Source organism: Nocardia sp. NPDC058518 (genome assembly GCF_042719655.1).
Classification (GTDB): Bacteria; Actinomycetota; Actinomycetes; order Mycobacteriales; family Mycobacteriaceae; genus Nocardia.
Window position 1 is genome coordinate 188,933 of record NZ_JBHXNJ010000006.1, and the last position, 26,871, is coordinate 215,803.

At 68.4% G+C, this 26,871-nt stretch carries 21 protein-coding genes and 1 pseudogene; 9 read left to right on the plus strand and 13 right to left on the minus strand.

The features are described from left to right. Positions 1–148: 148 nt before the first annotated feature. The 4 genes from ACFWPX_RS13600 to ACFWPX_RS13615 all read left to right on the plus strand — a co-directional run bounded on the left by ACFWPX_RS13600 (position 149) and on the right by ACFWPX_RS13615 (position 5,087). The gene (locus ACFWPX_RS13600; RefSeq protein WP_378927665.1) at positions 149–838 is read left to right on the plus strand and encodes a WD40 repeat domain-containing protein; all 690 of its coding nucleotides are present in this window, start codon (positions 149–151) and stop codon (positions 836–838) included. Between the two features lie 3 nt (positions 839–841). Beyond that, on the plus strand, positions 842–1,732 hold the full coding sequence (locus ACFWPX_RS13605) for a DUF4231 domain-containing protein (protein ID WP_378927666.1): 891 nt from the start codon (positions 842–844) through the stop codon (positions 1,730–1,732). A 117-nt stretch (positions 1,733–1,849) separates the two neighbouring features. Then, positions 1,850–3,490: a serine/threonine-protein kinase gene (locus ACFWPX_RS13610; RefSeq protein ID WP_378927667.1), complete on the plus strand. Its 1,641-nt coding sequence runs from the start codon at positions 1,850–1,852 to the stop codon at positions 3,488–3,490. 190 nt (positions 3,491–3,680) lie between these two features. Further along, entirely contained in the window at positions 3,681–5,087 is a 1,407-nt protein-coding gene (locus ACFWPX_RS13615; protein WP_378927820.1) for a diacylglycerol/lipid kinase family protein, read from the plus strand. A 125-nt stretch (positions 5,088–5,212) separates the two neighbouring features. On the opposite strand, the gene ACFWPX_RS13620 is transcribed toward ACFWPX_RS13615, so the two are convergent. The 6 genes and pseudogenes from ACFWPX_RS13620 to ACFWPX_RS13645 all read right to left on the minus strand — a co-directional run bounded on the left by ACFWPX_RS13620 (position 5,213) and on the right by ACFWPX_RS13645 (position 15,798). Further along, entirely contained in the window at positions 5,213–9,526 is a 4,314-nt protein-coding gene (locus tag ACFWPX_RS13620) for a type I polyketide synthase (protein WP_378927668.1), read from the minus strand. Then, on the minus strand, positions 9,523–9,789 hold the full coding sequence (locus tag ACFWPX_RS13625; RefSeq protein ID WP_378921144.1) for an acyl carrier protein: 267 nt from the start codon (positions 9,787–9,789) through the stop codon (positions 9,523–9,525). Before ACFWPX_RS13625 ends, ACFWPX_RS13620 begins: the two co-directional genes overlap by 4 nt. Positions 9,790–9,800: 11 nt before the next feature. After that, positions 9,801–11,468, minus strand: coding sequence for a fatty acyl-AMP ligase (locus tag ACFWPX_RS13630; RefSeq protein WP_378927669.1), 1,668 nt, complete (start codon positions 11,466–11,468; stop codon positions 9,801–9,803). A 190-nt stretch (positions 11,469–11,658) separates the two neighbouring features. Continuing rightward, on the minus strand, positions 11,659–13,041 hold the full coding sequence (locus tag ACFWPX_RS13635) for a styrene monooxygenase/indole monooxygenase family protein (RefSeq protein WP_378927670.1): 1,383 nt from the start codon (positions 13,039–13,041) through the stop codon (positions 11,659–11,661). Positions 13,042–13,085: 44 nt separating this feature from the next. Further along, positions 13,086–14,527: pseudogene (locus ACFWPX_RS13640) on the minus strand (LLM class flavin-dependent oxidoreductase). Then, entirely contained in the window at positions 14,524–15,798 is a 1,275-nt protein-coding gene (locus tag ACFWPX_RS13645; protein WP_378927671.1) for an acyl-CoA dehydrogenase family protein, read from the minus strand. Before ACFWPX_RS13645 ends, ACFWPX_RS13640 begins: the two are co-directional and overlap by 4 nt. Before the next feature lie 152 nt (positions 15,799–15,950). Between ACFWPX_RS13645 and ACFWPX_RS13650 the strand changes: the two genes are divergently transcribed. Next, positions 15,951–16,394: a MarR family winged helix-turn-helix transcriptional regulator gene (locus tag ACFWPX_RS13650; protein WP_378927672.1), complete on the plus strand. Its 444-nt coding sequence runs from the start codon at positions 15,951–15,953 to the stop codon at positions 16,392–16,394. Positions 16,395–16,397: 3 nt separating this feature from the next. Here the strand turns inward: ACFWPX_RS13650 and ACFWPX_RS13655 are convergent, their stop codons facing one another. Both ACFWPX_RS13655 and ACFWPX_RS13660 read right to left on the minus strand, forming a co-directional pair. Beyond that, positions 16,398–17,060: a response regulator gene (locus tag ACFWPX_RS13655; protein ID WP_378927673.1), complete on the minus strand. Its 663-nt coding sequence runs from the start codon at positions 17,058–17,060 to the stop codon at positions 16,398–16,400. Further along, positions 17,057–18,154, minus strand: coding sequence for a sensor histidine kinase (locus ACFWPX_RS13660; RefSeq protein ID WP_378927674.1), 1,098 nt, complete (start codon positions 18,152–18,154; stop codon positions 17,057–17,059). The genes ACFWPX_RS13655 and ACFWPX_RS13660 overlap by 4 nt, the downstream gene beginning before the upstream one ends. Positions 18,155–18,478: 324 nt before the next feature. On the opposite strand from ACFWPX_RS13660, the gene ACFWPX_RS13665 reads away from it, so the two are divergent. Then, positions 18,479–18,862, plus strand: a complete 384-nt coding sequence (locus tag ACFWPX_RS13665) for a DUF6223 family protein (protein ID WP_378927675.1) — start codon at positions 18,479–18,481, stop codon at positions 18,860–18,862. 37 nt (positions 18,863–18,899) lie between these two features. Here ACFWPX_RS13665 and ACFWPX_RS13670 read toward each other — a convergent pair whose 3' ends face one another. Genes ACFWPX_RS13670 through ACFWPX_RS13685 form a run of 4 tightly spaced genes read right to left on the minus strand, consistent with a single transcriptional unit; the run spans position 18,900 to position 21,796 of the window. After that, on the minus strand, positions 18,900–19,526 hold the full coding sequence (locus tag ACFWPX_RS13670; RefSeq protein WP_378927821.1) for an MBL fold metallo-hydrolase: 627 nt from the start codon (positions 19,524–19,526) through the stop codon (positions 18,900–18,902). Continuing rightward, complete coding sequence (locus tag ACFWPX_RS13675; RefSeq protein WP_378927676.1) at positions 19,520–20,605, minus strand: S-(hydroxymethyl)mycothiol dehydrogenase; 1,086 nt, start codon at positions 20,603–20,605, stop codon at positions 19,520–19,522. The genes ACFWPX_RS13670 and ACFWPX_RS13675 overlap by 7 nt, the downstream gene beginning before the upstream one ends. Before the next feature lie 58 nt (positions 20,606–20,663). Beyond that, entirely contained in the window at positions 20,664–20,882 is a 219-nt protein-coding gene (locus ACFWPX_RS13680; RefSeq protein ID WP_378921163.1) for a three-helix bundle dimerization domain-containing protein, read from the minus strand. 44 nt (positions 20,883–20,926) lie between these two features. Then, positions 20,927–21,796 (minus strand): hypothetical protein, encoded by an 870-nt coding sequence (locus tag ACFWPX_RS13685; RefSeq protein WP_378927677.1) that lies wholly within the window; start codon positions 21,794–21,796, stop codon positions 20,927–20,929. Positions 21,797–22,050: 254 nt separating this feature from the next. On the opposite strand from ACFWPX_RS13685, the gene ACFWPX_RS13690 reads away from it, so the two are divergent. Then, complete coding sequence (locus ACFWPX_RS13690) at positions 22,051–22,824, plus strand: ankyrin repeat domain-containing protein (protein ID WP_378927678.1); 774 nt, start codon at positions 22,051–22,053, stop codon at positions 22,822–22,824. Positions 22,825–23,076: 252 nt separating this feature from the next. Then, positions 23,077–23,994: an alpha/beta fold hydrolase gene (locus ACFWPX_RS13695; RefSeq protein ID WP_378927679.1), complete on the plus strand. Its 918-nt coding sequence runs from the start codon at positions 23,077–23,079 to the stop codon at positions 23,992–23,994. 37 nt (positions 23,995–24,031) lie between these two features. Here ACFWPX_RS13695 and ACFWPX_RS13700 read toward each other — a convergent pair whose 3' ends face one another. After that, the gene (locus ACFWPX_RS13700; RefSeq protein WP_378927680.1) at positions 24,032–24,682 is read right to left on the minus strand and encodes a TetR/AcrR family transcriptional regulator; all 651 of its coding nucleotides are present in this window, start codon (positions 24,680–24,682) and stop codon (positions 24,032–24,034) included. Between the two features lie 155 nt (positions 24,683–24,837). On the opposite strand from ACFWPX_RS13700, the gene ACFWPX_RS13705 reads away from it, so the two are divergent. Beyond that, the gene (locus ACFWPX_RS13705) at positions 24,838–26,871 is read left to right on the plus strand and encodes a CocE/NonD family hydrolase (protein WP_378927681.1); all 2,034 of its coding nucleotides are present in this window, start codon (positions 24,838–24,840) and stop codon (positions 26,869–26,871) included.

The window sequence follows — 26,871 nt, forward strand, 5'->3', positions numbered from 1 at the left end:
TTATCCGTCCCGTGTGTGTGACCCCCCCCGCGCGCCGCGTCCAAGTAATTTTGGTTTTGGCGCGCCCGCGGGGGGCGCGGGCGGGGGGCCCCCCCCCCCCCTGCCGCCCGAAACGACCAACCTCGCACACGATCCCGGGCGGCGCCGGATGGTGATCAAAGCCGAAGGTATTACTCAGATTCTTGACATGGCCAGTATGCGGCCGATCGGACCGGAACTGAGTCATGACGACGGCTCCGTGCAGACGGTATCCATCGACAACGACGGTCGGCGCGTCGCTACCGGCGCCTCCGACTACTCGGTGCGGTTGTGGGACGCAGACACCGGCCGGCCGATCGGCCAGCCGATGGTTGGGAAGGGGTGGGTCAGGAGCACCAGCTTCAGCCCGGACGGCCACTTACTCGCCGTCGGCTACGAAGACAAACTAGTTCGCATCTGGAACACCGATACCGGCCAGGAAGTCGACGTTCCCATGGTGCAGGACGGCCCGGCCATCAGAGTCCAATTCTCGCCGGACGGCCGCACGCTCGTCACCGTCGGCACCGATAATGTGTTGCGGCTGTGGGATGTGGAGACAAACAGTCAGATCGGTCCGGCTCTGGTCGGTCACGGCGCGATCGTCACCGCTGTCGACTTCACGCCCGACGGTTCTCGGGTCATCTCGGCCAGCATTGACGAGACCATCCGGGTATGGCCCGTGCCGACCGCCTCGCCCGAGCAACTCTGCGCCAAGATGACCCACAACATGAGCCGGGAGACGTGGCGGGACTGGGTCTCCTCGGAGATCGACTACATCGAGCTGTGCGAGGGGCTACCGATCGCCGACGAGGAGGAGTAGCCGATGACGGCCGACGACGACATTCTGAATACCCTCTGGCAGCGGCGAACTCGCTGGTCGGTCACCGCTACCCGGATGAAGCGCCGATTGGATCGAACGCGCCTGGCGGTTCTCCTCCTCGGCAGCTGGGGTGCGATCGCCACGGCCGCGACCACGACGATCCTCCGCTCGGCGGGCACGCCGACCCGCATCGTGGCGCTGTCGGGTGCGGTGGCGCTGGCGGTGGCGACGTACCTCACCGCCCAGTACCTGACCGCGGAATCGACCCGCCGCTGGGTCCGGGCCCGGGCGGTCTCCGAGGGAGTCAAGCAACGAATCATCACCTTCCGTGCCACCGGCGACCCCGAACAGTCCGGGCAATTGCTGGCCGATATCGATGGCATCGAGAAGACGGCCGAGGACCTGCTGCCGCTGCTCGAGCCCAGCGACGAGGCCGTCCGGGCGCCACGATCGATGCGCCCCGACGAGTACATCCGCGACCGGGTTCGGGCCCAGATCGATGACTACTACCTGCCTGCTGCCCGCTGCTACCGCATCCGTGCGTCCCGGCTGCGCCGCGGCGCCGTCGGCCTCGGCCTCGCGGCCACGATCGTCGCCGCGATCAACACCGGCCTCGGCGTGGAAGCGGCGGGCCGGATCGCGCCATGGGTCGCGGTCATGACCACGCTGAGCGGATCGTTGCTGGCCTACCTCGCGGGCAAGCGCTACGACTTCCTGGTGATGGCCTATCTCGCCACCGCGGACCGCCTGCAACGGCGGCTCGATCGGTGGCGCACCGACGGCTCACCGACCGACCAGGTCCGGTGGGCGGAGTTCGTCGCGGACTGCGAGAACACCATCTCGCTGGAGAACGCGAGCTGGATGGCGAAATGGGGCGAGCGCACCGAGATCTGACGGCGCCGGTCGTTCGACGTCATCGCTGAGCCGGCGCACGCGAATCCGAGTTGCGGCAGGGGTGGGCAGGGGCGGATAGCCTGATCGCAGTCACGTGGGTGGTGCGAAGGAGCTGTGATGGAGTTCGGACCGGGGGCGATCCTTGCGGGGTACCGCATCGAGCGCAGGGTCGGTGGTGGCGGGATGGGGGCGGTGTATCTGGCTCAGCATCCGCGGTTGCCGCGCCGGGACGCGCTGAAGGTGCTCGATGCGCGGCTCGCGGTGGAGCCGACGTTTCGGGCGCGGTTCGAGCGGGAGGCCGATCTGGCTGCGCGGCTGCGGCATCCGAATGTTGTGCAGATCTTCGATCGGGGGGTCGATGGCGATCGGTTGTGGATCGCGATGCAGTTCGTGGACGGGCTCGACGCGGCGCAGTTGCTGCGTCAGGGGTTGTCGGTACTCACGCCGGAGCGAGCGGTTCGCATCGTCGCCGAGGCGGCCAAGGGGCTGGATTACGCGCATCGGCAGGGGCTGTTGCATCGCGATATCAAACCGGCGAACCTGCTGATCGCGCGTGCCGACGACGGCACCGACGAAGTATTGGTCACCGACTTCGGAATCGCTCGCAGTATGGGGGAGACCACCAGTCTCACCTCCGCGGGATCGGTGCTCGGCACGCTCGCGTACGCGGCGCCCGAACAGCTCGAGGGGCAGCCGCTCGACGTGCGCACCGATGTGTACGCCCTCGGCGGCACCCTCTACGAGCTGCTCACCGGGTTCGTTCCGTTCCAGCGGGAGAGTCCGGCCGCGTTGATCAGCGCGCATCTGATCGAACCACCGCCGCGCCCGTCGGCCGGTAATCCGGCACTGCCGTTCGCACTGGACGCGGTGATCGCGCGGGCGATGGCGAAGAACCCGGACGACCGGTATGCCGGCTGCGGTGAGCTCGCGGACGCGGCGATCGCTGCTCTCACCGGCAGGCCGGTGGTGGGGGATACCGCTGTGCTGCATCGAGAGACGCGAACGCCGCAACCGCGTGCTCCCGGCACCTCGCGAACTAAGAAGATCCTGCTCGGGGTCGGTGGCGCGGCGGTGGTGGCCGGGGTGACCGCGTTCGCCGTGCTGACCGCCAAGGATCGGGGCGGGGTGGACGCGCCGATGACCACGCAGGTCGCGCAGATCGGTGCCGTCCCGAACAGCCCGAAGGCGGCGTCGGTCTTGCGGCCCTGGCTCGACGATGTCCTCGCCGGTGATACGAGCGCGCTGATCCGCAAGTGCTGGACCCAGTCGCCCGCCGAGATCCCCCGGATGTACGGCGACGTCGAGCAGATCACCGACGCGGTGCGCCGCCCTGGCACCCTCGGCGAGTTCGGACCGTATTGGCGCAACGACACGCTCCAGGTCAGCCTGCGCCCCAGCGAGTTACGGTCCGTCTACGGCTGCCCGATCGTCGGCGACCCATCGGCGACCCGGCTCACCGACGAGCAGGCCCGCTACACCGTCGAGCGCTATCTGAGCCGGGTGGTCGGTGATCCGGTGAACCCGGCCGACATCGAACCGGACTACCCGCTGCTGTGCACCGGCGCTCAGCCGGGCACCACGCTGTCCGGGGTGCGGCGCTTCGAGGACAAGGCGCTCACGGTCCGCGGCTCCACCGGGTCGGTCGTGACCGTCAGCGCGCCGGTGACCGGTGCCGACGGTGCGACGTCGGCGGTCGACCTCACCCTCGACCATGCCGCGAACGGTTTCTGCATTTCCAGCATCGACCGGGCAGGCTGAGCTAAGTCTCGGGTAGGCGGCGCGGCTCATCCGAAAAGGATGATCCGTCCGGCTCGCCGACGCGGCTACGGTGAGTGGACGTCCACGCTGAATCCAGTCAGGAGATGTCGTGCCGAAGACGACCGCCAAGTGATCGGCCTCCGTGAACACCCCGGATACCGGTAGCCGCGCTCGACGCTGGTGGGCGTGGCTGGCGTTCGTGTCCGCGGCCGTCGCGGCGGCGGTGCCGGTGCTCGCCGCGGGCTTCGTCGGTGTCGTGGCGTTGCTCATCGTCGGTACCGGCGGCGTCGTGGTCGCGGTGGCGGCGCTTTACTCGTTTGTCACCCGGTTCGGAATACTGCGGTGGATCTCCCTCGGCGTTGCGCTGCTCGCGCCGATCATCGTCGTGGTCTCGTTCGTTCGTGCGAATCTGCTGTGGGTCGTTGTGGTTTCGGGTGTGCTCGCGGTGGTGACCGTCGGCGCCGCCCGGATCGCTCTTCGCGGCAGCGATTCGGACTCGACGATGCCCGAATACTCCGTTCCACCACCGCAGCGCCCGTTCCTGATCATGAATCCGCGTTCCGGTGGCGGGAAGGTGTCGAAGTACGACCTCGTGCGCAAAGCCGAGGAACTCGGGGCCCGGGTCGCGCTACTCGAAGGGCCAGAGGATATCGATGTCACCGCATTGGCCCAAAAGGCGGTCGCGGACGGGGCCGATCTGCTCGGGGTCGCGGGCGGCGACGGGACCCAGGCCCTCGTGGCGGCGGTGGCGGTCGAACACGACCTGCCGTTCCTGGTGATCAGCGCCGGAACCCGCAACCACTTCGCCATGGACCTCGGACTCGATCGCACCGATCCCACCCGGTCGCTCGACGCACTGCGCGACGGCGTGGAGTTGCGCGTCGACCTCGGCACCGTCAACGGGCGTCCCTTCGTCAACAACGCCTCGTTCGGGGTGTACGCGGAGATCGTGCGCAGTCCGGCCTACCGCGATGACAAGACCGCGACGGTGCTGGCGCTGCTTCCCGATCTGCTCAACGGGCACAGCGGCCCGAGACTGGTCGCCCGGATCGGTGCGATCGCGGTGGCGGGACCACAGGCGATCCTGGTGAGCAACAACCCGTACGGCAGCAATGATCTGGCGGGACTGAGCCATCGCGTCCGGCTCGATCGCGGTGTCCTCGGCGCGGTCACGCTGTCGGTCACCAGCACCAGGGCAGCGGTCGGTTTGTTGCGCCGGACCAGCCTGCGCGGCCTGTCGCAGGACACGGCGATCGAGCTGACCGTCCCAGCCCACGCCCCCCCCAACCCCCTCGCCGGGGACCGCCGAACCAAGAACGAACACACAAACCTGGGGGGGCGGCTACCACCCGCGGCGGGTGGGGGGCTCCCGGGCCGCGGCGCGCCGCGCGCCGGCCCCCCCCCCCCCCCCGGTCGCGGGGGGGGGCCGCCCCCCGCGAATCCATGCTCCTCGAAACTCCGGTGCGGTGCGCTATCCGACCGGCGGCTTTGCGAGTGCGAGTACCCAGGAACAGGCCGGGAGTGCGCCCCGCCGCCGCGGCATTCGACTGGGCCCGGCTGTGGCAAACGGCGCACCGGGCGCGCCCCTGAGTCATAGCTCGGCGGTGGGTGAGACTGGTCGGATGTTCGCCGTGGTGTGGCTACAGTTGCCCGGTGCGACGGGCCGATCGAGTCGACTGGACCAGCTGACCGGTTCGTCGGCCACGCGGACTGGATCGGGGCCTAGCGGTCGACGAGGTCCTGCGCGGAAAGCAGGGCGAGTTCTTCGGCGAGGGCGGTGACGGTGTCGCGGATCTGATCCTCGGTGTGACAGGCCGTGACGAAGAAGCGGAGCCGGGCCAGGTCTTCCGGGACGGCCGGGTACAGAATCGGATTGACGTTGATCCCGCGGCGCAGTAGCGCGGTGGACAGTTTCAGCGTCTTCATCGAGTCGCCGACGATGCACGGGATGATCGGGGTGTCGCGGCTGTCGCCGGTATTGATGCCCGCCTCGCGGGCAAGGCGAAGGAAGAGCTCCGAGTTGCGTCGCAGGCGGTCGAGTGGCTCGCGGTCGGCACGCAACAGCCGCATCGCGGCCAAGGACGCGGCGGCGTTCATCGGTGTCATTCCGACGCTGTAGACGAAGCCAGGGGTGGTGTACTTCAGAAACCGGATCAGGTCCGCGCTGCCCGCCACATAGCCGCCGCAGCCCGCGAGCGCTTTCGACATCGTGCCGGACCACAGTTCGACGTCGCCGCGGTCGACACCGAAGTATTCGCCGATGCCACCGCCGGTCTCGCCGAGCACACCCACGCTGTGCGCCTCGTCGATCATCAGCAGCGCGCGGTGCTTCTTCTTGATCTCGATGATCGCGGGCAGATCGGGGATGTCACCGTCCTGGCTGTAGACGCCTTCGATGAGGATCAGGACGCGGCGGTACTGGTGGCGGATTTCGGTCAGCAACGCGTCGAGGGCGGCGTGGTCGTTGTGGGGGAACGGTCTGCGGGTCGCCCCGGAGAGCCGACAGCCCTGCAGGATGCTGTCGTGGGCCAGGCTGTCGTGGATCACCAGGTCCTGCCCGTCGACGAGGTGGCCGATGATGGTCACGTTCGTCGAGTGGCCGCCGACCAGCGCGATCGCGTCCTCGGTACCGAGCAGGGCGGCCAGTTCGGCCTCGAGTTCACGATGGATCGGCTTCTCACCGGAGAGAAGGCGGCTGGCCGAGACCGAGCTGCCGTAGCGGGCCACGGCGTCTTGCACGGCGGCGACGACCGCGGGGTGACCGGACATCCCCAGGTAGTTGTAGCTGGCGAAGTTGACGACCTCGGTGCCGCCGATGAACGAGGTATCCCTGGTGACGCCGTCGTTGATCAGGAAGTACGGATTGGCAAGGCCGAGCGCTTCGCCGCCTTCGAGCCGGTCGGCGATTGCCCGCACCTCGGCGAAGTCGGCGATCCGGTATTCGGGCGTGACGGTGGTCGGCCTGGCTTCGGCTGTGGGAGTGATGTTTTCGGGCGTAGAGGCCACTGACGCGGTTGCCTCGGTGGGCGAGTCGGTGAGCTGACCGGTGAGGTGGGCGATGATGTCGCCCAGTGTCGTTGTCCCCGTGATGTGGGCCGGGTCGATGGTCGTGCCGGGGAGTTTGCGTGTCAGACCGGCGAACAGGTCGGTCAGCATGAGCGAATCGAGTCCGAGGCCGTCACCGAGTGTTCGGTTGTCGTGGAGCCGGTCGGCGGGAAATCCGCTCACCCTGGCCAGTTCCGCGCGGACGATGCCCGCGACCGCGTCCGGGGCGAGATCGTGGCGCGAGGTGGCGGTGGCGAGGTGCGGGCCGCGTGCTTCGGCAGGTGCCGCCAACAGGCTCGCCAGCACCGCGTTCTGTTCACGGAAGAGCGCGATCAGTGGGTCGATCATTGTTCCCTCGGTATCTGCTTGCGCCGGTGCGGATCTCGGTGTGCGCGCCGAGGCACCGACTTCGCCGGCAGCGGGTGGCTCCACCCAGAATCTGTGCGCGACAGAGAACTCGTACACCGGCAGACGCCGGCGCACGCGCTGTGCCGGTTCGTAGAGTTCGTTCCATTCGGGGTCCAGACCGTCGCAGTAGAGCGCCGCTACGGTCGCGGCGAGTTCCTCGCCGGTCGCACCCGGGCCGGGGCTCGGCGAGAGGTAGCGGGCGTCGAGTTCGGGGTTGATCCGGCGCACCGACGCGGCGAGTACGCGGCGGGGCCCGACCTCGACGAGATGCGTCGGGTCCGTGCCGAGCGCGGCGCTCACGGCCTCGCCGAAACGGACTGTGGCGCGGACGTGTTCGGTCCAGTATTCGGCATCCATCACCTCGTCGGGGTCGAGCGGTCGGCCGTGCACGGTCGAGTAGATCGGCAGGGCGGCGGCGCGATAGGCGCAGGTACTGGCCACGGCCTCGAACTCGGCCAGCATCGGCGCCATCAGCGGACTGTGGAACGCGTGTGACACGGTGAGCGGCTTCGCGGTCACCGAACGCGTGCGCAGCGCCGAATGGATGCGGGTGAGCGCCTCCGCGTCGCCGGAGAGGACGAGATCGTGCGGGCCGTTGACGGCGGCGAGCACCACAGCGGGTTCGGCGGTGAGCAGGTCCGCGATCGACTCCGGGGTGGAGCGCACGGCCAGCATCGCGCCACCCGCGGGCAGCCGTTGCATCAGCCGCCCACGCGCGGTGACCAGCTTGCAGGCGTCATCGACATCGAAGACCCCCGCTACCGCGGCGGCCGCGAATTCGCCGATGCTGTGCCCGATCAGCCACGCGGGCCGCACGCCCAGGTCGGCGAGCGTCTTGGCGATGGCGTATTCCATCGCGAAGATCGCCGGTTGGGCGAGCTCGGTGGGGTCGACGTCGGCGTGCTCGTCGAGCAGCAGCTCCCGGACCGACCGGCCGAGGTGGACGGCCATGGCGGTATCGACCAGCTCGAGCGCGCGCCGGAACCCGTGGCTCGCCGCGTGCAGAGTCCGCCCCATACCGGGGAATTGCGACCCCTGGCCGGTGAACATCCAGCCGACCCGGACCGGCCGCGCGACACCGGACAGCGAACCGTTGCTCAGCTGGGCGATTGCCTCGTCGCGATCGTGCGCGACGACGGCGAGCCGGTGGCGGCCTGACGACTTGACCTGATTGCTCGTCCAGCAGAGTTGGTCGAAGCGGTTGTGCTGCGACGACTTCAATGATTCGGAAAGCCGAATCGCGTTGCGCCGCAATCCTTCCTCGCTGTCCGACGACAGGGTGAGCACCCCCGCCCCTGCCGTCGCGGGTGCCTCGGTGGTGCGGGCGCTCGCCAGCACCATGTGCACATTCGTGCCGCCGAGGCCGAAGCTGCTCACCCCACCGAGCGCGGGTCCGTCGAGGGACATGGAGTCGGCGAGCAGACACAGGCCTTGCTGCGCCATCTGCAGGCGCGGATTCTCCTGGTCGGCGAACCTCGACGGCGGGACCACGCCGTGGTGCAGGCTGAGGACGGCTTTGATGAGCCCGGCGACGCCCGCGGCACCCTCGGTGTGGCCGAGATTGCCCTTGATGGATCCGATTCCGCAGGGCCGTGCCCGGTTGTTCGCATGCAGCTTGCCGAGCGCCTTGACCTCGATCATGTCGCCGAGAACTGTTCCGGTGCCGTGCGCCTCGATGAAATCGATGTCATCGGCACGTACTCCAGCCCGCTGATACGCCTCGCCGATCACCTTCTGCTGGGCCCACCGGTTCGGCGCGGTGATGCCATTGCTGCGCCCGTCGGAATTGACCGCGCTGCCCTTGATCACCGCGTAGATCGGCAGCCCCGCGGCCTCGGCGTCGGCCAGGCGCCGCAGGACGAGCACCGCGACACCTTCCCCACGCACGATCCCATCGGCGTTGCCGCTGAACGGTTTACACCGCGCGTCCGGCGCCGACAGCCCAGCCTGGGTGTAGAACACGCCGACGGCCGGGGTCAGCACGAGATTCACACCGCCCGCGACGGCCTGGTCGCAATCGCCCGCCGCCAGGGCAGCGCACGCGAGATGGACCGCGACCAGCGACGACGAGCAGGCCGTGTCGACCGCGATACTCGGCCCCGCGAGGTCGAACTGGTAGGACAGCCGGTTCGCGGTCATGAAGTAGCCGTTGCCGGATCCGTGCTGCGGGGTGATCGCGGCGTAGTCGCTCATCTGCAGGTTGGCCCATTCGTTGGCCATCACGCCGACGTAAACCCCTGTCCGCGAGCCGGATTGCGCGCGGGGATCGAGCGTGGCGTCCTCGAAGGCCCGCCAGGTGGCCTGCAGCAGCAGGCGTTGTTGCGGGTCCATCGCCTCGGCCTCGTGGGAGGTGATGCCGAAGAATTCGTGGTCGAACGCGTCGGCGTCGTCGATGAATCCGCCGCTGCGGGTGTTGATGGTGCCGGGTGCGCCGGTCGGGTCGTGGAAGTCGTCGGCGTTCCAGCGGCTCGACGGTACTTCCGAGATCGCGTCGCGGCCCTCGATCAACAGCTGCCACAACTGCGCCGGGTCGGCGGCGTGGGGGAAGCGGCAGTCGAGGCCGACGACAGCGATGTCGGTCATGCCGCGACGGCGGTTTCGGCGGTGAGGTGGGCGGAAATGGCCGCGATGGTGGGGTATTCGAAGACCAGGGTCGGGTCGATGTCGAGCATCCACCGGTCTTCGATCTCGCCGCACAGGGCCACCGCCGACACCGAGTCCATGCCGAGTTCGGCGAGCGGGATGGTCGGGTCCACCTGGTGCGGTGCGCGTTCGGTGTAGTCGGCGACGCGCTCGATGAGCCAGTCCTGGATCGTCGTGGAATGGGTGATGATGGTGGCGAACATGTTTCGGCTCCTCAGCGGGTGGCGGTCGATGATCGGCTCAGGGCGGGTTCGAGATCTTCGTGCAGGACGGTCCCGATGCTGTCGTCGAGGAAGGCCTCGCGCATCGAGGCCCGTTGGACTTTGCCGCTCGTGGTGCGGTGCACGGAGCGGCTTTCGATGAGGACGACGCTGGGTGCGGGGACATCGAAACCGCGGGCGACCGCGAGCTTGATCGTCGAGGTCAGTTCGGCGAGGGTGGTGCCGCGCAGCAGCGCTGTCTTGATGCCCTGCACGACGACGAGCCGTTCCCGGCCACCGGCTTCGACGGAGACGGCGACGCCGGTGGTGAGCGCGGGGTGCGACTGCTCCACCAGTTCCTCGACATCCTGCGGGTAGAGGTTTCGGCCGTTGATGATCAGCAGGTCCTTGAGCCGACCGGTGACGAACAGCTCGCCGTCGCGCAGCATGCCGAGGTCGCCGGTGCGCAGGAACGGCCCTTCGGTGCCGAGGTACGCGTCGAAGGTGTGGCGGGTCTCCTCGGGCCGGTTCCAGTAGCCCGCGGCAACGCTGTCGCCCTGGACCCAGATCTCGCCGACGGTGTCGTCGACGGCCTGCTGCCCGGTGTGCGGGTCGACGATGCGGACGGTGAGACCGCGCGCCGGCTGTCCGCAACCGACCAGCAAGCTGTCGGGCCCATCGGTGACGACAGGCTGTGCGTCGACCGGTCCGGCGGTGACGAGCAGCGTCGCTTCGGCAAGGCCGTAGGCGGGCAGCAGAGCGGTCGGGCGCCACCCCGCGGGTGCGAACCGTTCGCGCACCGCGGCGATGGTTCGTTCGCGGACCGGCTCGGCGCCGCACAACGCCACTTCGAGGGTGGACAGGTCGAGGGCGGCCAATTGCTCGTCGGTGACGCGTTTGGTGATCAGTTCATAGGCGAAGTTCGGGGCGGCGGTGCAGGTGGCGCGGTACTTGTCGATCGTCTGTAGCCAGCGCACGGGGCGTTTGAGGAAGGTGGTCGGCGACATGAAGACCAGGTTCGCGCCGGCGTAGATCGAGGCGAGCAGCGATCCGATCAGGCCCATGTCGTGAAATTGCGGGATCCAGGTGACGCCGGTCGAGGCGTCGCTGATCCCGATCGAGGTGGAGATCGCGGCTTCGTTGTGCAGGAGGTTGCCGTGGGTGACCACAACGCCCTTCGGTGTGCCGGTCGAGCCGGACGTGTACTGCAGGAACGCGATGGTCCCGGTGTCGATATCAGGCATCCGCCATGCGTCGGGGTCGCCGTATTCTTCGTCGGTCGCCGCGACGACGGCGGTGGTCGCTGCCGCGATCATCGGCTGGAAGTTGGCGGTGGTGAGAACCAATCGGGCGCCGGAGTCGGCGATGATGCCCGCGACACGTCGGGTGCTGCGCTCATCGTGGGGCAGCGGCGCGGGAACCGCGATGACGCCCGCGTAGAGGCAGCCGAGGAAGGCCCGCAGGAAAGCCATGCCGTCGAGGTAGAGCAGGACGACGGGTTCCGCCGATTCCGGGCGGTCGGCCAGCCACGCGGCGAGCGCCCTGGCGTCACGATCGAGTTCGCGGTAGGTGGCGATCTCCTCGACGAGCTCGCGCCCGGCCTCACGCAGGTAGGTGTAGGAGCGGGTCTCTCCGTAGGTGTGAACCTGGTGCCTGACGTGGTGCACGTAACTGGGCTGCATGCGGTCGTTCCTTCACAGGGGAGAAAGTCATAGGGGATGACTATGACTATCCGCTCTCTGTGCCGGTGGGGATAGTGCCCGCGGGTATCACCCAGCTAACCCCGGGGGTGGCCGCTGTACACCCTTGGTGGAAGCCCGAGCTCCGGCCGACCGCGGGCGTGGATGCCGCGGCCGACCGGATCCGGTGCCCTTACCCGACCGTGGCCGGGGCGAATGTCGAGCGTTCGAAGCGGCCCGCCGGGGCGAATTTCGCCAGCAACTCGGCCGCGTCCACCCCGGTGACCTCGGTGATGTAGGCAGCGGCCTCGGCGGGGGAGTCGATCGGCAGGAACGGCTGTGGGCGGTGCAGCAGGCCGACCAATGCCGAGGCGAACTTCGGGTCGACGGCGGCGGTGGCGAAGAACTGGCCGCCGATGTCGGCGAACTCGGGGTCGCTGAGGAACAGCCGGGTCACCTTGGCGGCGGCGTCGCCGCGAGCGGCGAGGAACGCGGCGTACCGGTCGGTGATCCACTGCTCGTCGAACGGCCCGTCGTGCACGGCGGCGGCCGCGACCAGACGCTGTGCTTGGATCAGCCCGCTCTGCGCGCCCTGGCCCGCGACCGGGTCGTAGGCGATCGCGGTGTCACCGAGAGCGGCGACGAGATGGCCGCCCGCGGTGCGCCCCACGCCGGCGCGCACGACCGGTCGGACCGCGCCTTTGAGCCAGGAGTGGGGGTCTTCGGCGATCACCTGGGTGGCCTGCACTTCCGGCAGGTCCCAGTCGATGTAGTCGCGGTAGAGGTCTTTCACGATCCGCAGCGCGGATTCGGCGGAATCGGCTGCGGCGAACCGGGTTTCCCAGTCGCTGCCGGGCCGAGCCCAGCCCAGGAACGCCCAGCTGGGGCCCACGTCCTTGTGCAGGTACGGACCCCACCAGGCCTCGCCCTGTTCGGCGAGGATGGAGAACAGGCTGTGCGCGCCGCCCGCCGGGCCGCGGTGCGCGAAGACGCCGGGGTCGAAGTCGAGGCCGGTCACGGTGACCGTGAGCAGCGAGCGCTGCGGCTTGTCGTAGACGGTGCGCTCTTCGTCGATCGGGAACAGGTCGGCCAGCCCACCTCGGCCGGTAGCGACCAGGGTGAGCTCGTTGGCGGCGGCGATGGTGTCGAGGGATTCGGCGGTGACCGGTCCGACGACGAAATCGCCGCCGCGTTCGATGAACGCGGTGAGGCGTTCGTCGGCCTTGAGACGGGTGTCGACGGCGACACCGACGTACCCGTCGAAGGTGCCGTCGAAGGCGATCAGTTCGGCGTTCTCGGGTCCGGCGATGCGCACGCTGAGCCCGGTGTGGCGGGGCGCGCGCCCGGTGTAGCTGTCGAGCCCGAGCGCCGCCTCGGCCTGCTGGGTCTCGCCGAATTCGAGGGCGGTGCCGGTGGCGGGGACGTCGTCACGGAGTGAGCGTTGATCTCGGTCGCTGTAGAGGGTCACGGTGAAACCGGCGTCGAGAAGACCTAGCGCCGCAGTGACGCCGGTTTGGCCGGCGCCGATTACCGCGGCCGAACGAGTGGAGCGGGAAACGGGAGTCTGCGATGTCATATCGGAATGGTGCGCTCGTGTTCGCGCGAAGGTGAGTGTTGCGATCAGCGGGAATCGATCCGAATAGCCTGTACCGCCGGTTCGGGACGCGACTGCGAGTGTGGCAGCACGGTGGAACGGGAACCGCCGAGGCGATAGCTGGTGCCGCGATGTTCCGGCGGGAGCCGATCACCGGCCCCGAACAGGGCGTTGCGCAACGTGCCCGGCTCGTACTCGGTGCGGTAGACACCACGTTCGGTCAGCACCGGAACAACATGGCGCACAATGTCTTCGAAGGTCCCCGGCGTGATCGCGTAGGCGAGGTTGAACCCGTCCAGGTCGGTGTCGGCCACCCACTCCTGCAACAGGTCGGCGACTGTCTCGCCGGAGCCGGTGAACACCGGGCCCATGCCGCCGATACCCGCCCAGCGCCCGATATCGCGCACCGTCCATTCGCGGCCGTCGTCGTCGAATTCCTGGAATGCCGCGACCGCCGATTGGATGGCGTTGCTGCGCACGTCGCCGATCGGGTCGTCGAGGTCGTACTGCGACAGGTCGATTCCCATCCACCCGGACATGAACACGAGCCCGCCTTCGACGCTCGCATAGGACAGGTACTCCTCGCGTTTGGCCCGCGCCGCCTCGTCCGACTCGTCGGTGACGATGGTGGCCAGCGCGTAGATCCTGGCCGCGTGCCGGTCACGTCCGGCGGCCTCGAGCGCGTCGCGGACGCGCGAGACCGTCTGCGCCAGTATCCGTTTCGATGGACCGGCGATGAAGATCGCCTCGGCGTTCTCGGCCGCGAACTTCACCCCGCGCGGTGAGGCGCCCGCCTGGTAGATCACCGGCGTCCGCTGCGGTGACGGTTCGGATACATGGATCCCCGGCACGGTGTAATGCTCGCCGAAGTGGCCGATGTGGTGCACCTTCGACGGATCGGTGTAGATGCCGCGTTCGGCATCGCGCACCACCGCGTCGTCCTCCCACGAACCTTCCCAGAGCTTGTAGAGCACCTCGAGGTATTCGTCCGGTTGTAGCGTTCGTCGTGGTCGAGTTGGTCGTCGTCACCGAAATTTCTTGCCGCGGAAGGTAAGTAGCCGGTCACCACATTCCAGCCGAGCCTGCCGTTGGTGAGGTGGTCGAGGGTGGACAGGCGGCGGGCGAAGGGAAACGGATGCTCGAAACCGGTGCCGGTGGTGATCCCGAAACCGAGGTGCTCGGTCACCGCCGCCATCGCCGACACCAGCAGCAGCGGATCGGCGACCGGTGTCTGCGCGCCTTGGCGCAGCGCGGCGATGTCGTTGCCGCCGTACACGTCGTAGGTGCCGAGGACATCGGCTATGAAGATCCCGTCGAACCGCCCGCGCTCGAGGAGTTTCGCCAGCTCGGTCCAGTAGCTGAGGTCGGTGTAGCGGTGCGACTGATCCTCGGGATGACGCCACAGCCCCGGCGACTGGTGGGCGACGCAGTTCATGTCGAAGGCATTGAACCGGATCGGCCTGCTCATCGCGACGCCGCCTCGGGACGCCCAGTGCTCGAATCCTCGGGCTCCGGATTCGCGGAAGCTGTTGTGCCGGTGCTCCGCTCGCCCGCGCTCCAGCCGAACGGCAGGTCGGTGCCGTTGAGCAGGTAGTCGCCGACCGCACGAGCTTTGAAGATGGCGGGATTGTGCACCGAGATGGTGCGGGCGTTGCGCCAATGCCGATCCAGGCGCAGCTGTTCGGACACGATCGAGGCTCCGCCGAGTTCGAACAGTTGGGTCGTGGCGCCGAGCACGATGTCGATCACCCCGAGTTGTGCTTGCGCGGCAGCTAATTCGGTGGCCACGAGATCCTTCTCGTCCTTCGCCCCGGCGTCGAGTACCCGGTCGAGCACATCCGCCACGGCGAGCACCGCCGCACGCGCGGTGAACGCCGCCGCCGACAGCTTGCCGATCACCTGCTGGACGAGGGGGTCTTCGCGCGGCAGATCGGCGGCGGCGTGGGTGTAGGTGCGGGTGCGCGCGCTCACCCATTCCCTGGCATCGCGTTCGGCGCGCGCGGCGATCCCCGCTAGCACCGCGAGCTGCACCAATTGCAGGTAGGCGGTGCCGTAGGTGGGGCCCGCGACCCCGTAACCGGGGCCGAGGACGCGGTCCTCGGCCACGACGACATCGGTGAACTCGGTGGTGCCGCTCGCGGTGAGCCGCTGGCCGAAACCGTCCCAGTCATCGTGTTGCACAACCCCTTCGGCATCCGCGTCGACCAGCACGCCGAGCCGCTCACCGGCACTGTCGGCGGCGACCAGGATGTGGTCGGCGAACAGCGATCCGGTGCTGTAGTACTTCACCCCGTTGAGCAGCAGCCGGTCACCGTCGCGGGTCAGCCGGGTGCGATACCGGTCCACCGCGCCGACCCCCGGTTCGGTGATCGCATTGCCGACGAGCGTGCCCGCCGCCACGGCCCGCAACCATCGCTCCCGCTGCGGCCCCGCCTCCGCCAGGACCTGATCTTCGACGAACGACCAGTGCACCCGCAGCGCCTGCGGCAGATTCGACTCGGCCGCGGCCAAGTCGACGAGCAGCCGGAACAGCTGCCGCACGCTCACGCCGTACCCACCGAACTCGACCGGCACCCGCAACGCCCCGAACCTGGCCTGCTTCAGCCAGCCCACCTCATCGAACGGCAGCCGCCGGTCGACCTCCCGCTCGACCGCGCCCGCGGCGATCCGGTCGAAGATCGGGGCGAAGATGGCGTCCAGCTCGGAATCGGTGGTCGATGGCGCGGCGGTGGAAGTCATTCACCCACGATCGCGCAGGAGGATGCCGGATTCACGGGTTGCGCGCAGCGCGATCACAACAGACGCGGGACGGTCTTGTAGCCCTGATGCAGGTGGGGACAAGATCTATCATTGACGACGAAGTGTCTGCGTGGACGAAGTGAGAGGCAAGTATGTCGACACCCGACGACGACCCGAGCGCGATCTTTCGCCGGTACCTGAGTTCGGTTGTGCTGCATGCTCAGGCGGGCGCCAAGGCGGTCGATCTGCACGCGACCGACCTCTACGCGCTGAACATCCTCGACCTGAACGGCGCGATGACACCGGGGGAACTCGGCACTCGCACCGGACTCACCACCGGCCCGACCACCCGTCTCGTCGACCGCCTCGAGCAGGCCGGATACGTGCGCCGCGGTGCCGACCCGAGCGACCGGCGCAAGGTCATCGTCCAACCGATCGATCAGCCTTCCGAGCTGGACAAGGTGCTGGCCACCGCTCGGCGCCGGGTCGGCGAGATCATCGCGAGCTATACCCCGGCGCAGCGCGAAGTGCTCTTCGACTATTTCGCGCGCGCGGCCGTGGCCTACCAGGAGTCCGTGGCCGAACTTCGTGACTGAGGTTCACGGGGTTCGAGGGAGGACCAGACCGGATTCGTAAGCGAGAACGACCAATTGGGCTCGGTCGCGGGCGTGGAGCTTGGTCATCGCTCGGTTGATATGGGTTTTCGCGGTGTGCGGGCTGATCACCATGTGGCGGGCGATCTCGTCGTTGGACAGGCCCTGCGCGACGAGAACGACGGCCTCGCGTTCGCGGGTGGTCAGTTCGTCGAGGGCGGTGCCGGGGCTCGGTGTGCGGGGCTGGGTGACGTAGCGGTGGATCAGCCTGCGGGTGATCGAAGGTGCGAGCAGGGCGTCGCCGCGGGCGGCTACACGGATGGCGTGGAGGAAGTCCTCCGGTTCGATGTCTTTGACGAGAAAGCCTGCGGCACCAGCTCGTAACGCGTCGAAGACGTACTCGTCGAGACCGTAATTGGTCAGGATGACGACGTGAACGCCGGACAGGGCGGGGTCGGCGGCGATACGGCGGGTGGCTTCGATGCCGTCGACCACCGGCATCTGGATATCGATGAGAGCGATGTCGGGCAGATGCGTTCGGGCCAGCTCGACACCTTCGCGGCCGTCGGCGGCTTCGGCGACCACTTCGATGTCGTCCTCGATGTCGAGAAGCGCGCGGAAGCCGCTGCGGATGAGGGGCTGGTCGTCGACGAGCAGGACACGAATCATGTTCTGTCCACCGGCAATTCGGCGTGCACGGCGAAGCCGCCCCGGGTTCGTGGTGCGGCGTGGAGGTGGCCGCCGAGAGCGGTGACCCGCTCGCGCATGCCGAGGAGTCCGACGCCCGGAACCGGAGCGGCCGTGGGGTTCGCGGTGCCGTCGTCTTCGATATCGACGACGAGACTGTCTGTGCGGTAATCGATTCGGACCGTGGCGGTCGCGGCGGCGGCATGGCGGGTGATGTTGGTGAGTGACTCCTGCACGATCCGGTAGACGGTCCGGTCGACAGCGATGGGCACGTTCTGGCGCGTGCCCTCGATCGTGAGAGTCGCCGCCAAACCCGTGGTGCGGACGCGCTCCACCAGATCGGGGACGTCGGCGAGGCCCGGACGCGGCGAGGTGTCGTCGTCACGCAGGGCTTCCAAGGTCGCGCGCAGCTCGCGGGCCGCCTCGCGACCGGCTTCCCGGATGGCCAGCAGTGCTGCCGGGACCTCTTCGCCCCGTTTGCGTGCCACGTGGACAGCGGCTTCGGACTGCACCTTGATCACCGAGATCTGGTGGGTGAGTGAATCGTGCAGCTCGCGCGCGATGTGCAGGCGTTCCTCGTCGGCCCGCCGTCGCGCGGTCTCCTCCCTGGTGCGTTCGGCCTCGTCGGCGCGCCGCTCGGCTTGGCGTAGCGCTTCACCGGCGGCGCCCGCCGCGATGAGCCACGCGATCTCGAGTGCGTCGCGGGCGCGGGCGAGCGCTTGGGTGGTGTCGTGCAGGGAGACCAGCGCCGCGAGGGGCAGGGCGGCGAGCACGGCCACCGAGACCAGCACGGCGACCATTCGATGGCCCGCGCGGACCGCGAAATACACCGCGAACAGGAAGGCGACGGCGGGCACCTCGAAACCGAGCGCCTGGTAGCCCAGCGCGCACAATCCGGTCACGACCAGCACCGCTACCGGTGCCCGGCGTTGCACGGCAAGTGCCAGCCCGCCCGCGACCAGCAGTCCGTGGCCGAGCCAGTCGAGATCGGTGGGTGGATGCGCGCGGCTCAGCCCGGAGACGAGTAGCACCGTGCCAACGCCGACGGCGATCACCCAGTCGACGGTTCTGCCCATGCGGAAACCCTAGCCCGCTAGCCGCTGGGGCGAATCCCGCGTGCGGATGATCCACGGACTACCACGGCTGCGGTATCCGCGCAGCACCTGCCTCATTCGCGGTAGTCGATACCGCGGCCGCGTCACCTCGAATTGTCCACCGCCGCACGATGACCCAACCTGCTTTCCCGTCGACGATGGAACCCGTCCCACCAGAACCGGCCGCCACCAGTCGACCGGCCTGCCAGAACCGACCACACCAAGTCGGTGCGCAGCAGGCCGCCACCAACGGCTGCCAGGTTCACCGCCGACCGCATCAGGTCTATGCACGACGAGGAGCACCCCATGTCCATCCGCCCGCTCACCGCAGCCGCTGTCACCGCGGCACTCATCCTCCTGTCCGCCGCGCCCGCCGCCGCGGCGACAACCACCCTTGCCGACGCCTACGGCATGACGACCGACCGTTTCTTCGCGACTTCGGCCGCGTTCCTCGGCCTGGCCGCCGTGCTCGTGGGTATTTGGGCAGTGGTCCGCGCCGGAAATCCAGCCCGATCGTTCATCGCGATCGGCGCGGGCGCGGTCGCGGCTGTCGTCGGCGCGATCGGCTTCGCGACCGCGGACGGCGGCCCTGGCACCGGAAACGGCATCGTCGGCGCGGCGATCGCGATCTTCCTCGGCCCGGTGGCCATCGCGCTCGGCGCCCGCGCTTACACGCGCGCCCACCGCTGATCAGCGAGCCACGCGCGAGAAGCCGTTCCCGGCGCGGTCAGTGTCCGCGGGCGATCCAGTCCGCGAGCGCGGGCCGCTCCGTGCCGATGGTGGTGGTGTCGCCGTGACCGGTGTGAACCGTTGTCTCCTCGGGGAGGGTGAGCAGGCGGTCCCGGATCGAATCGATGATCGTGTCGAAGTCGGAGAACGAGCGGCCGGTGGCGCCGGGGCCACCGGCGAACAGGGTGTCGCCGGTGAACAGGGCCGCGAGGTCGGGGATGTGCAGGGAGACCGAGCCGGGGGAGTGTCCGGGGGTGTGCAGGATGTCGATATCGATGCCCGCCACCGTGATTCGCGCGGTGTCTGCCAGGGAGCGGTAGTCGGCGCTCGGGTGGGTCATACGCCAGAGTGGCTCGTCGCCGGGGTGGAGCAGGACGGGCGCGTCGAGGCGCTGCGCCAGTTCCGGGGCGACGGTCACATGGTCGTTGTGGCCGTGGGTGCACAGGATGGCGGTGACCCGACGGTCGCCGACCGCCGCGGCGATGGCGTCGGCGTCATGGGCGGCATCGATGACGAGCACCTCGTCGTCGTCACCGATGAGCCACACATTGTTGTCGACATCCCAGGTGCCACCGTCGAGCGCGAAAGTGCCCGAGGTGACGACTCTTTCGATGCGGGTCACCAGACCACCACCGAACGCAGCACCTTGCCCTCGGCCATCGCGGTGAACGCCTGCTCGACCCCGTCGATGTCGATCCGCTCGGTGACGAACCGGTCGAGCGGCAATCGGCCCTGACGGAAGAGATCGATGAGCATCGGGAAGTCGCGTTCGGGCAGGCAGTCGCCGTACCAGGAGGATTTCAGCGCGCCACCGTGCGAGAACAGGTCGATGAGCGGCATCTCCAGCTTCATGTCGGGTGTCGGGACACCGACGAGGACGACCGTGCCCGCCAGGTCGCGCCCGTAGAACGCCTGCTGCCAGGTTTCCGGGCGGCCGACCGCGTCGATCACCACATCGGCACCGAAATCGCCGGTGAGTTCCTTGATTCGCTCGACCACGTCTTCGCTGGTCGCGTCGATGGTGTGCGTGGCACCGAAGTCTTTGGCCCAGTCCAGCTTTCGCTGATCGCGGTCGATGGCGATGATCGTAGAGGCCCCGGCCAGGCGCGCACCGGCGATGGCAGCGTCGCCCACGCCACCACAGCCGATCACCGCGACGCTGTCACCGCGCGAGACATTCCCGGTGTTCATAGCGGCACCGATCCCGGCCATCACGCCACAGCCGAGCAGACCCGCGACGGCTGGGTCGGTCTCGGAATCGACCTTGGTGCACTGCCTTTCGTGCACGAGGGTCTTGTCGGCGAACGCGCCGACCCCGAGGGCCGGGGTGAGCGGTGTGCCGTCGGTGAGCGTCATCGGGACGCTGGCGTTGTGGGTGTCGAAGCAGTACCAGGGGCGCCCGCGCCGACACGCTCGGCATTCGCCGCAGACCGCGCGCCAGTTGAGGACGACGAAGTCACCCTCGGCCACATGGGTCACGGCGGTGCCGACGGACTCGACCACACCGGCGGCCTCGTGACCGAGCAGGAACGGGAACTCGTCGTTGATCCCGCCCTCGCGATAGTGCAGGTCGGTGTGGCACACCCCGCAAGCCTGGACGCGGACGACCACATCGTGGGGTCCCGGATCGGGAATCACGATGTCGACGGTTTCGACCGGCGCGTTCTTCGCGCGGGCGATGACTCCGCGGACGGTGTCTGGCATGCGGACCTCCTCATGGTTGGCGTGGTCTACGTCAACGCTAGCGGGACCGCCCGCCCGATCAATCCGGGATGGGTGGGATCTCTCCTGTCGGACTGCCGAGTTCTTCCTTCACGTGGTGCTCGACGAGCAACGGAACATAGTCGCGGATGTGCACCTTGCCGAACGCGTCATAGACGTTGTGCACGATATTGGCGAGCTCAGCGGGTGCGATGGTCGGGTACCGGATGATCAACCGCTCGATGACCTCGTCGAGTTGTCGGTTCTCGTGAGTAGTCATGTTCCGGGGTTACCCGGAGATGGCGTCGATCAACGGGTCGGCGCCTACTTTTCGTCGAAAACCAGATCGGTCGGCGGGTGCGTGAGGCGGACCGTCGCGCCGTCGATCACCGTGATCGCGTCCAGGCCGGTGGTGGAGTGCCCGGTCGAGAGGATGAAGAACCGGTCGGCCGCCTGGGCGAGGAAGGCGGGGAAGCCGTCCAGCGACAGGTCGCCGTCGCCGAGTTCGAGATAGTCGGCGAGGCGGCGGAACAGTTTCGGAAGCAGGACGATGTCGTCGGTCAGCGAAGTCGGCGAGGTCAGGGTGGCACCGGTCGTTGTCGCGTCGGCGGGCCAGACCCCGAGCCCCGCCGCGGCGGCGGCACTCGCGACGGCGGCGAACTCCTCGCGCAGGGCGGGGAACAGGCTGCGATAGAACGTGGAGTAGGCGAGACCGGTCGCCAGTTGGTGGTGGTTGAGGGTGAGCCGCAGCAGTGCGACGTCGACGAAGGTCTCGCTGCCCGAGGCGCCGGGGGCGGGCCCCCGCCCGGCGAACGCGACGCATCGCCCGTGCAAATCGGCGCCGCGGGTGAGGATGAAACCGGGGACGTCGGCTTGGTCGGTGCTTGTCACCGTCTCACTCGCATTGCGCACCACGCCGGTGAATCCCAGCCATGCCAGCAATTCCTCGGCGGCGGCACGGGCAAGCGGTAGCGGCTGATGCATGCGGGTGCCGTGCCGGGGCGTGTAGTGCGTTTCGAGCGAATCGATACCGTCCAGGCGCAACTGCGCGGCCCCCGAGGCATTGCGCTTGACCCGATGCGGACCGCCCACCCGGTCCCACAGGGCGGGGTCGTCGGGCCGGAAACGCACCGAATCACCATCGGGCTGTGCGCCTTTGGCGACGAAGACTCCGGAGATCAGCAGAAACGGCATCGCGCATCCTTCGGCTCGTTCTGTAACAGACACCCAGTCTGGGCACGGTTGTCGCACAGGGCAATACGCACCGGCGATGGTTCTGCGCTGTTCACCCGGCGGTTACCGCGATCCCGCTCGCTTCCGATACGGCGGGTGGAGCTCGCCGCACCACGGCACATAGACGGTGTCGATGGTGGTGATCGGCGCTGCGTCCTGGACGTGGCGCGACCGGGTGGGCACGGTGGAGGGTGACCTGACCAGAGGAGACACCTATGCACACGGCTCGCCCGACAGCTCGTGGCCCCCGCGCGGCCGTGCTCGCGCTCGCGGTTCTCGCGGTGGGCGTCGGTGCCTGCTCCGCCGACCCGGGAACACCGGAAACCGCCGCACCACCGGCCGCGACCGCAACCTCACCTGTCGTCACGTCAGACGGGTCCGCCGCACCGCCGACTCGGCAGCTCGATCACGCACTGGACGACGACCTCTACGACGCGGCAGTCGCCGATGACACCGCCCTGGTCCGCGACCTGATCGCCCGCGGCGCCGACCTGGAGACACGTGGCGACAACGGGCGCACACCACTGGTCGCCGCCACCAAGAACAAGGCGAGCGAGGCCGCGGTGGCGCTGATCGAGGCGGGCGCTGATGTGAACGCCAAGGACGACCTCCAGGACTCCGCTTACCTCTACGCCGGCGCCGAGGGCCTCGACCAGATCCTCGCGGCGACCCTGCGCCACGGCGCGGACCTGCGCAGTGTGAACCGCTACGGCGGTACGGCGCTCATCCCGGCGAGCGAGCACGCGCATGTGAGCACCGTGCGGATGCTGATCGCCGCGGGAGTCGATGTCAACCATGTGAACACACCGCGGTGGACCGCACTGCAGGAGGCGATCGTCTACGGCGACGGTTCGCAGCCCTACCAGGAAACCGTCACCGCACTGCTCGCCGCGGGTGCCGACCCGCAGATCCGCGACGCCGACGGCCGCACCGCGCTACAGAACGCCGAACGCCTCGACCAAGACGCGATCGTCGCCCTGCTGCGCTGAGCCCTGCGTCGCGCAGCTCACCGCACGTGCGCGCGCACCGATTCGGCGAAAGCCGTCGCGGCGGCGCTGCGATGACCTTCCGATGCGCGCAGCAAAGTGACGGTTCGCCGAGGCATACTGGGCTGCAACGGTATTCGAGCGAGTTCTGGCGTCACCGCCCGAGAATACGCGCGATCGTCGGGTTCGACGCGGACCGCCGAGGTCAAGGCGATGTCGGGGAACGTGGTCGGTCGCGCGGGTTATCCTCGCCCGATGGCCGAGGAGTTGTTGTTCCTGGATCCCACGATCGGTCGACCCACGGGCAAGATCGGCTACTTCGCCGATCGGCCGGGCTTCGATCGATTCGCCGCCGCCTACACGGACGGCATGGCGCTGCTGCCGAAACTCGACGCGATGGGCGCGATCTCGACCTCCTTCGGACCGGTCCGCGCGTATCGATTCGGACCCGGCGGCGACATTCCCGTCGTGCTCCTGTCGGGGCGCCAGGCCTCGACACCGATGTGGAGGTCGAACCTGCCGAGCCTGATGGCGCAGCGCACGGTGTGGTCGGTCGACAGCATCGGCGAGCCGGGCGCGAGCACCCAGCGGCGCGAGCTGACCGACGGTACCGACCAGGCGGCCTGGGTGGCGGAAACAATTGCGGGACTGGGTGTTCCGCGCGCGCATCTGCTCGGCGTGAGCATCGGCGCGAACCTGGCCGTGCAGACCGCGCTGCACCGGCACGAGTGCGCCGCTTCGATCACCTTGCTCGATCCGGCGAATACCTTCGCGCCGTTGAGCTGGAAGATGATCGTCGTCTCGCTCGGCAGCGCGATCCCGATGATGCCCGCGAGCCTGCGCAACAAGCTCCTGAGCTGGATCTCCGGTGGTGTCCCGGTCGACGAGTCGGTGCCGGAAGGTCGGCTGATCGCGTCCGGGATGAAGGACTACCGGGGCGCTCAGCCGCTGCTGGCGCGCCCGACCGAGGACCAGTTGCGCGCCATCACGGTGCCGACGCTCGCGCTGTTCGCGGGCCGCAGCATCGTGCACGACTCTGCGAAGGCCGCCGCCACCGCACGGTTGATTCCCGGCGCGCAGGTGGAGGTCTGGCCGGACGCGTCGCACGCGATCAACGGTGAATACCCCGAGCAGATCGCGCGGCGATTCGCCGAATTCACCGCGGGAGTCTGACCGCCGGGCCTTGCTCGACCGCTGATGTCGCGGCGGGTCACCCGCCGTCCGGGCCGATCCGCGTCAGCACCGCGTCGACCACCAGGCACGCGCTGTCGACGACATCGGTCAGCGGTTGGCGGTATTCGTCGAGCACCCACTTCTGGGCGATGATCACGATGGCGCCGACCAGTCCGAGCAGCACGGTGCGCACACTGACGGCGGGATGGGTTTCCAGGTCGACGTGCGGGGTGACCAGGGCGAAGCAGATGTCGACCAAGGCGTCGAGAACGCTGTGGTAGGCCCGGTCGACGGCGGGGCTCACACCGAGGATCTCGAAGAACGCGATCCGGGGCACCCGTGGGTCGTCGAGGATGAGCTGGAAGTACGCGGTCAGGGCGACGCGCACCTGCGTCTCGACATCGGCGTCGGCATCGCGAAGGCCGGTATGGATCGCCTCGATCATCCTGGCGGCCGTCTCGCGATACACCTCGAGCAGCAGATCCTCACTGTCGGTGAAGGATTCGTAGAAGTAGCGTTTGCCGACGCCTGCCGCCGCGCAGATCGTGGTGACTGTGGCGTTGCGGTAGCCGTCGATACCGAAGGCGTCGGTAGCCGCTTCGATGAGCCGGGTGCGGCGTTCCTGCTGACGTTGCCCCGGTGCGGCGCCGCGGTACAGACGGCCGTCGTCGAGTTCGGGCGCTGTCACAGTGCCAATTCTGTCAGGAGGCGGCCGCGGAGTGCGCGCGGGCGCTGATCGAGGATTGCCCAGAACATGTTCTTGCGATCGAACGTGACCCACGCTACGTTACTTCCCGGTACGGGAACGTTGTGGTTCCCGATGGTCGAGGGGTGAACCGAAGCATGATCACACATCGCGGGCGGCTGGCTGCGCTGGTCGCATCCGTCGTTGTCCTGGCAGGCGCGGTCGCATCCGCACCGGTCGGACTGGCATCGCCGAATGCCGAGGGGCTCGACGCGCAGTTCATCGCCACCCATACCGGCCCGCAGCAATACCCCAACGTCTTCATCGAGTGGGATGTGCCGATCACGATGAGTGACGGCACCGTATTGAAAGCCAACGTCTATCACCCCGCCGGTGCCGACGGTCAGCCGGTCGCCGAGCCGACACCGACCATCGTCAACATGACGCCCTACACCAAGCTGGTCTCCAACCTCGCCGACTCGGCACTCGCGGTGCCCGGCCTGTCGGACCTGCTGCTGCCGGTGCTGCAGAACCTGGACTTCTCGCCGTTCGGTTTCAGCAGCCTCAGCGACATGATGAACGCGCTGCCCGGCGGCGCGGCTCGCACCTTCGGCGTCGACCGGAACCTGATCCGCGGCGGCTACACCCAGGTGGTCGTCGATGTGCGCGGCACCGGTTTCTCGCAGGGCACCTGGCAGGTGTTCGGTGAACGCGAGCAGCTCGACGGCGTGGAGGTCGTCGACTGGGCGGCGAAGCAGGGCTGGTCCGACGGCAAGATCGGGATGAGTGGCATCTCCTACTCGGGGATCAACCAGCTGCAGACCGCGCAGCGTCATCCCGAGGCGCTCAAGGCGATCTTCCCGATCGTGCCCGGTAGTGACCTGATCCGCGATGTCGCCGCCCCCGGTGGCGCGCTCGGGATCGGGTTCATCCCGGCCTGGCTGCTCGCCGTCGACGGCGCGAAACTGCTGCCCGACCTGATGTCGATGCTGAACGGCAAATTCGACTGGGTCTGGCTGCGCGATCGGGTGAGTGATCCGTTCACCTTCTTCAACGTGCTCATCGCCGCACTGACCACCCCGAACATCGAGCAGATCCCGCCGGAGATGGCCTCGATCCTCGATGACGAGAGCCCGCTGCGGACCGCGTGGGTCGGCTCGCCCGAACAGGTGCGGGTGCCGACCTTCCTCTACGGCGGCTGGCACGACATCTTCACCTACTCCACCCCGCGCATCTACAACGCGGTGAACGTGCCCGCCGAGCAGAAGAAGCTCGTCATGGACGACGTGTACCACGTGACGGTGAGCTCCGGCCTCGGTCAGCCGGGTGCGCCCGCGCCACTGGAATCGTTGCAGCGCGCGTGGTTCGACAAGTGGCTCAAGGGAATCGACAACGGCATCGACCGCTACGACCCGGTCACGTTGTGGCAGCAGGGAAGTGATCAGTGGACCACCGACGTCGCCTTCCCGCGACCGGGCATGCAGCACCGGCGGTTGTATCTCGACGCTGCCTCTTCCGGCACCGCGCCGGGCGCCCGCCACGACGGCAGCCTGCGCACCGCTCCCGGTGCCGCACAGCGTGTCTCGGTGGACCCGAGCCTGACCACCATCTGCTCGCGTGATGCCGCACAGGGCACGGCCGGACTGGTTCCGCTTCCCGACGTCTGTTCGAAGGATGCCCGGATCAGCGAAGGTGCCGCGCTCACCTTCACCACGGCGCCGGTATCGCAGCCGACGAGGATCTCCGGGTCGATCGCCGCACATCTGAACACCGTGCTCGACGCGACCGACGGCTACTGGACGGTGACCATCAATGATGTAGCGCCCGACGGTACTTCGACGGTCTGGTCGCAGGGCCAGTTGGTGGCGTCGTTGCGCACGGTCGACGAGCCCAAGGCGACCCGCTCGCCGAACGGCGATTACACCGACCCGTATCCGTACCTCACCCTGGACACCCGTCAGCCGATCGTGCCCGGCGAGCCGACGACGATCGACATCGGCATCCGTGCCACCGACGGTGTCCTGCTGCCGGGTCACCGCCTGCGCGTCGACGTCTTCGCCAGCAACTTCCCCAGCGGAATCCCCTTGCGCCCGTTGCTGAACGAAAGCGGTCTGCGGACCCAGCACCTCGAGCTGGACCCGGCGCGCCCGAGCTGGATCAACGTCCCCCTCGACACCGATCCCGGCTGGTGA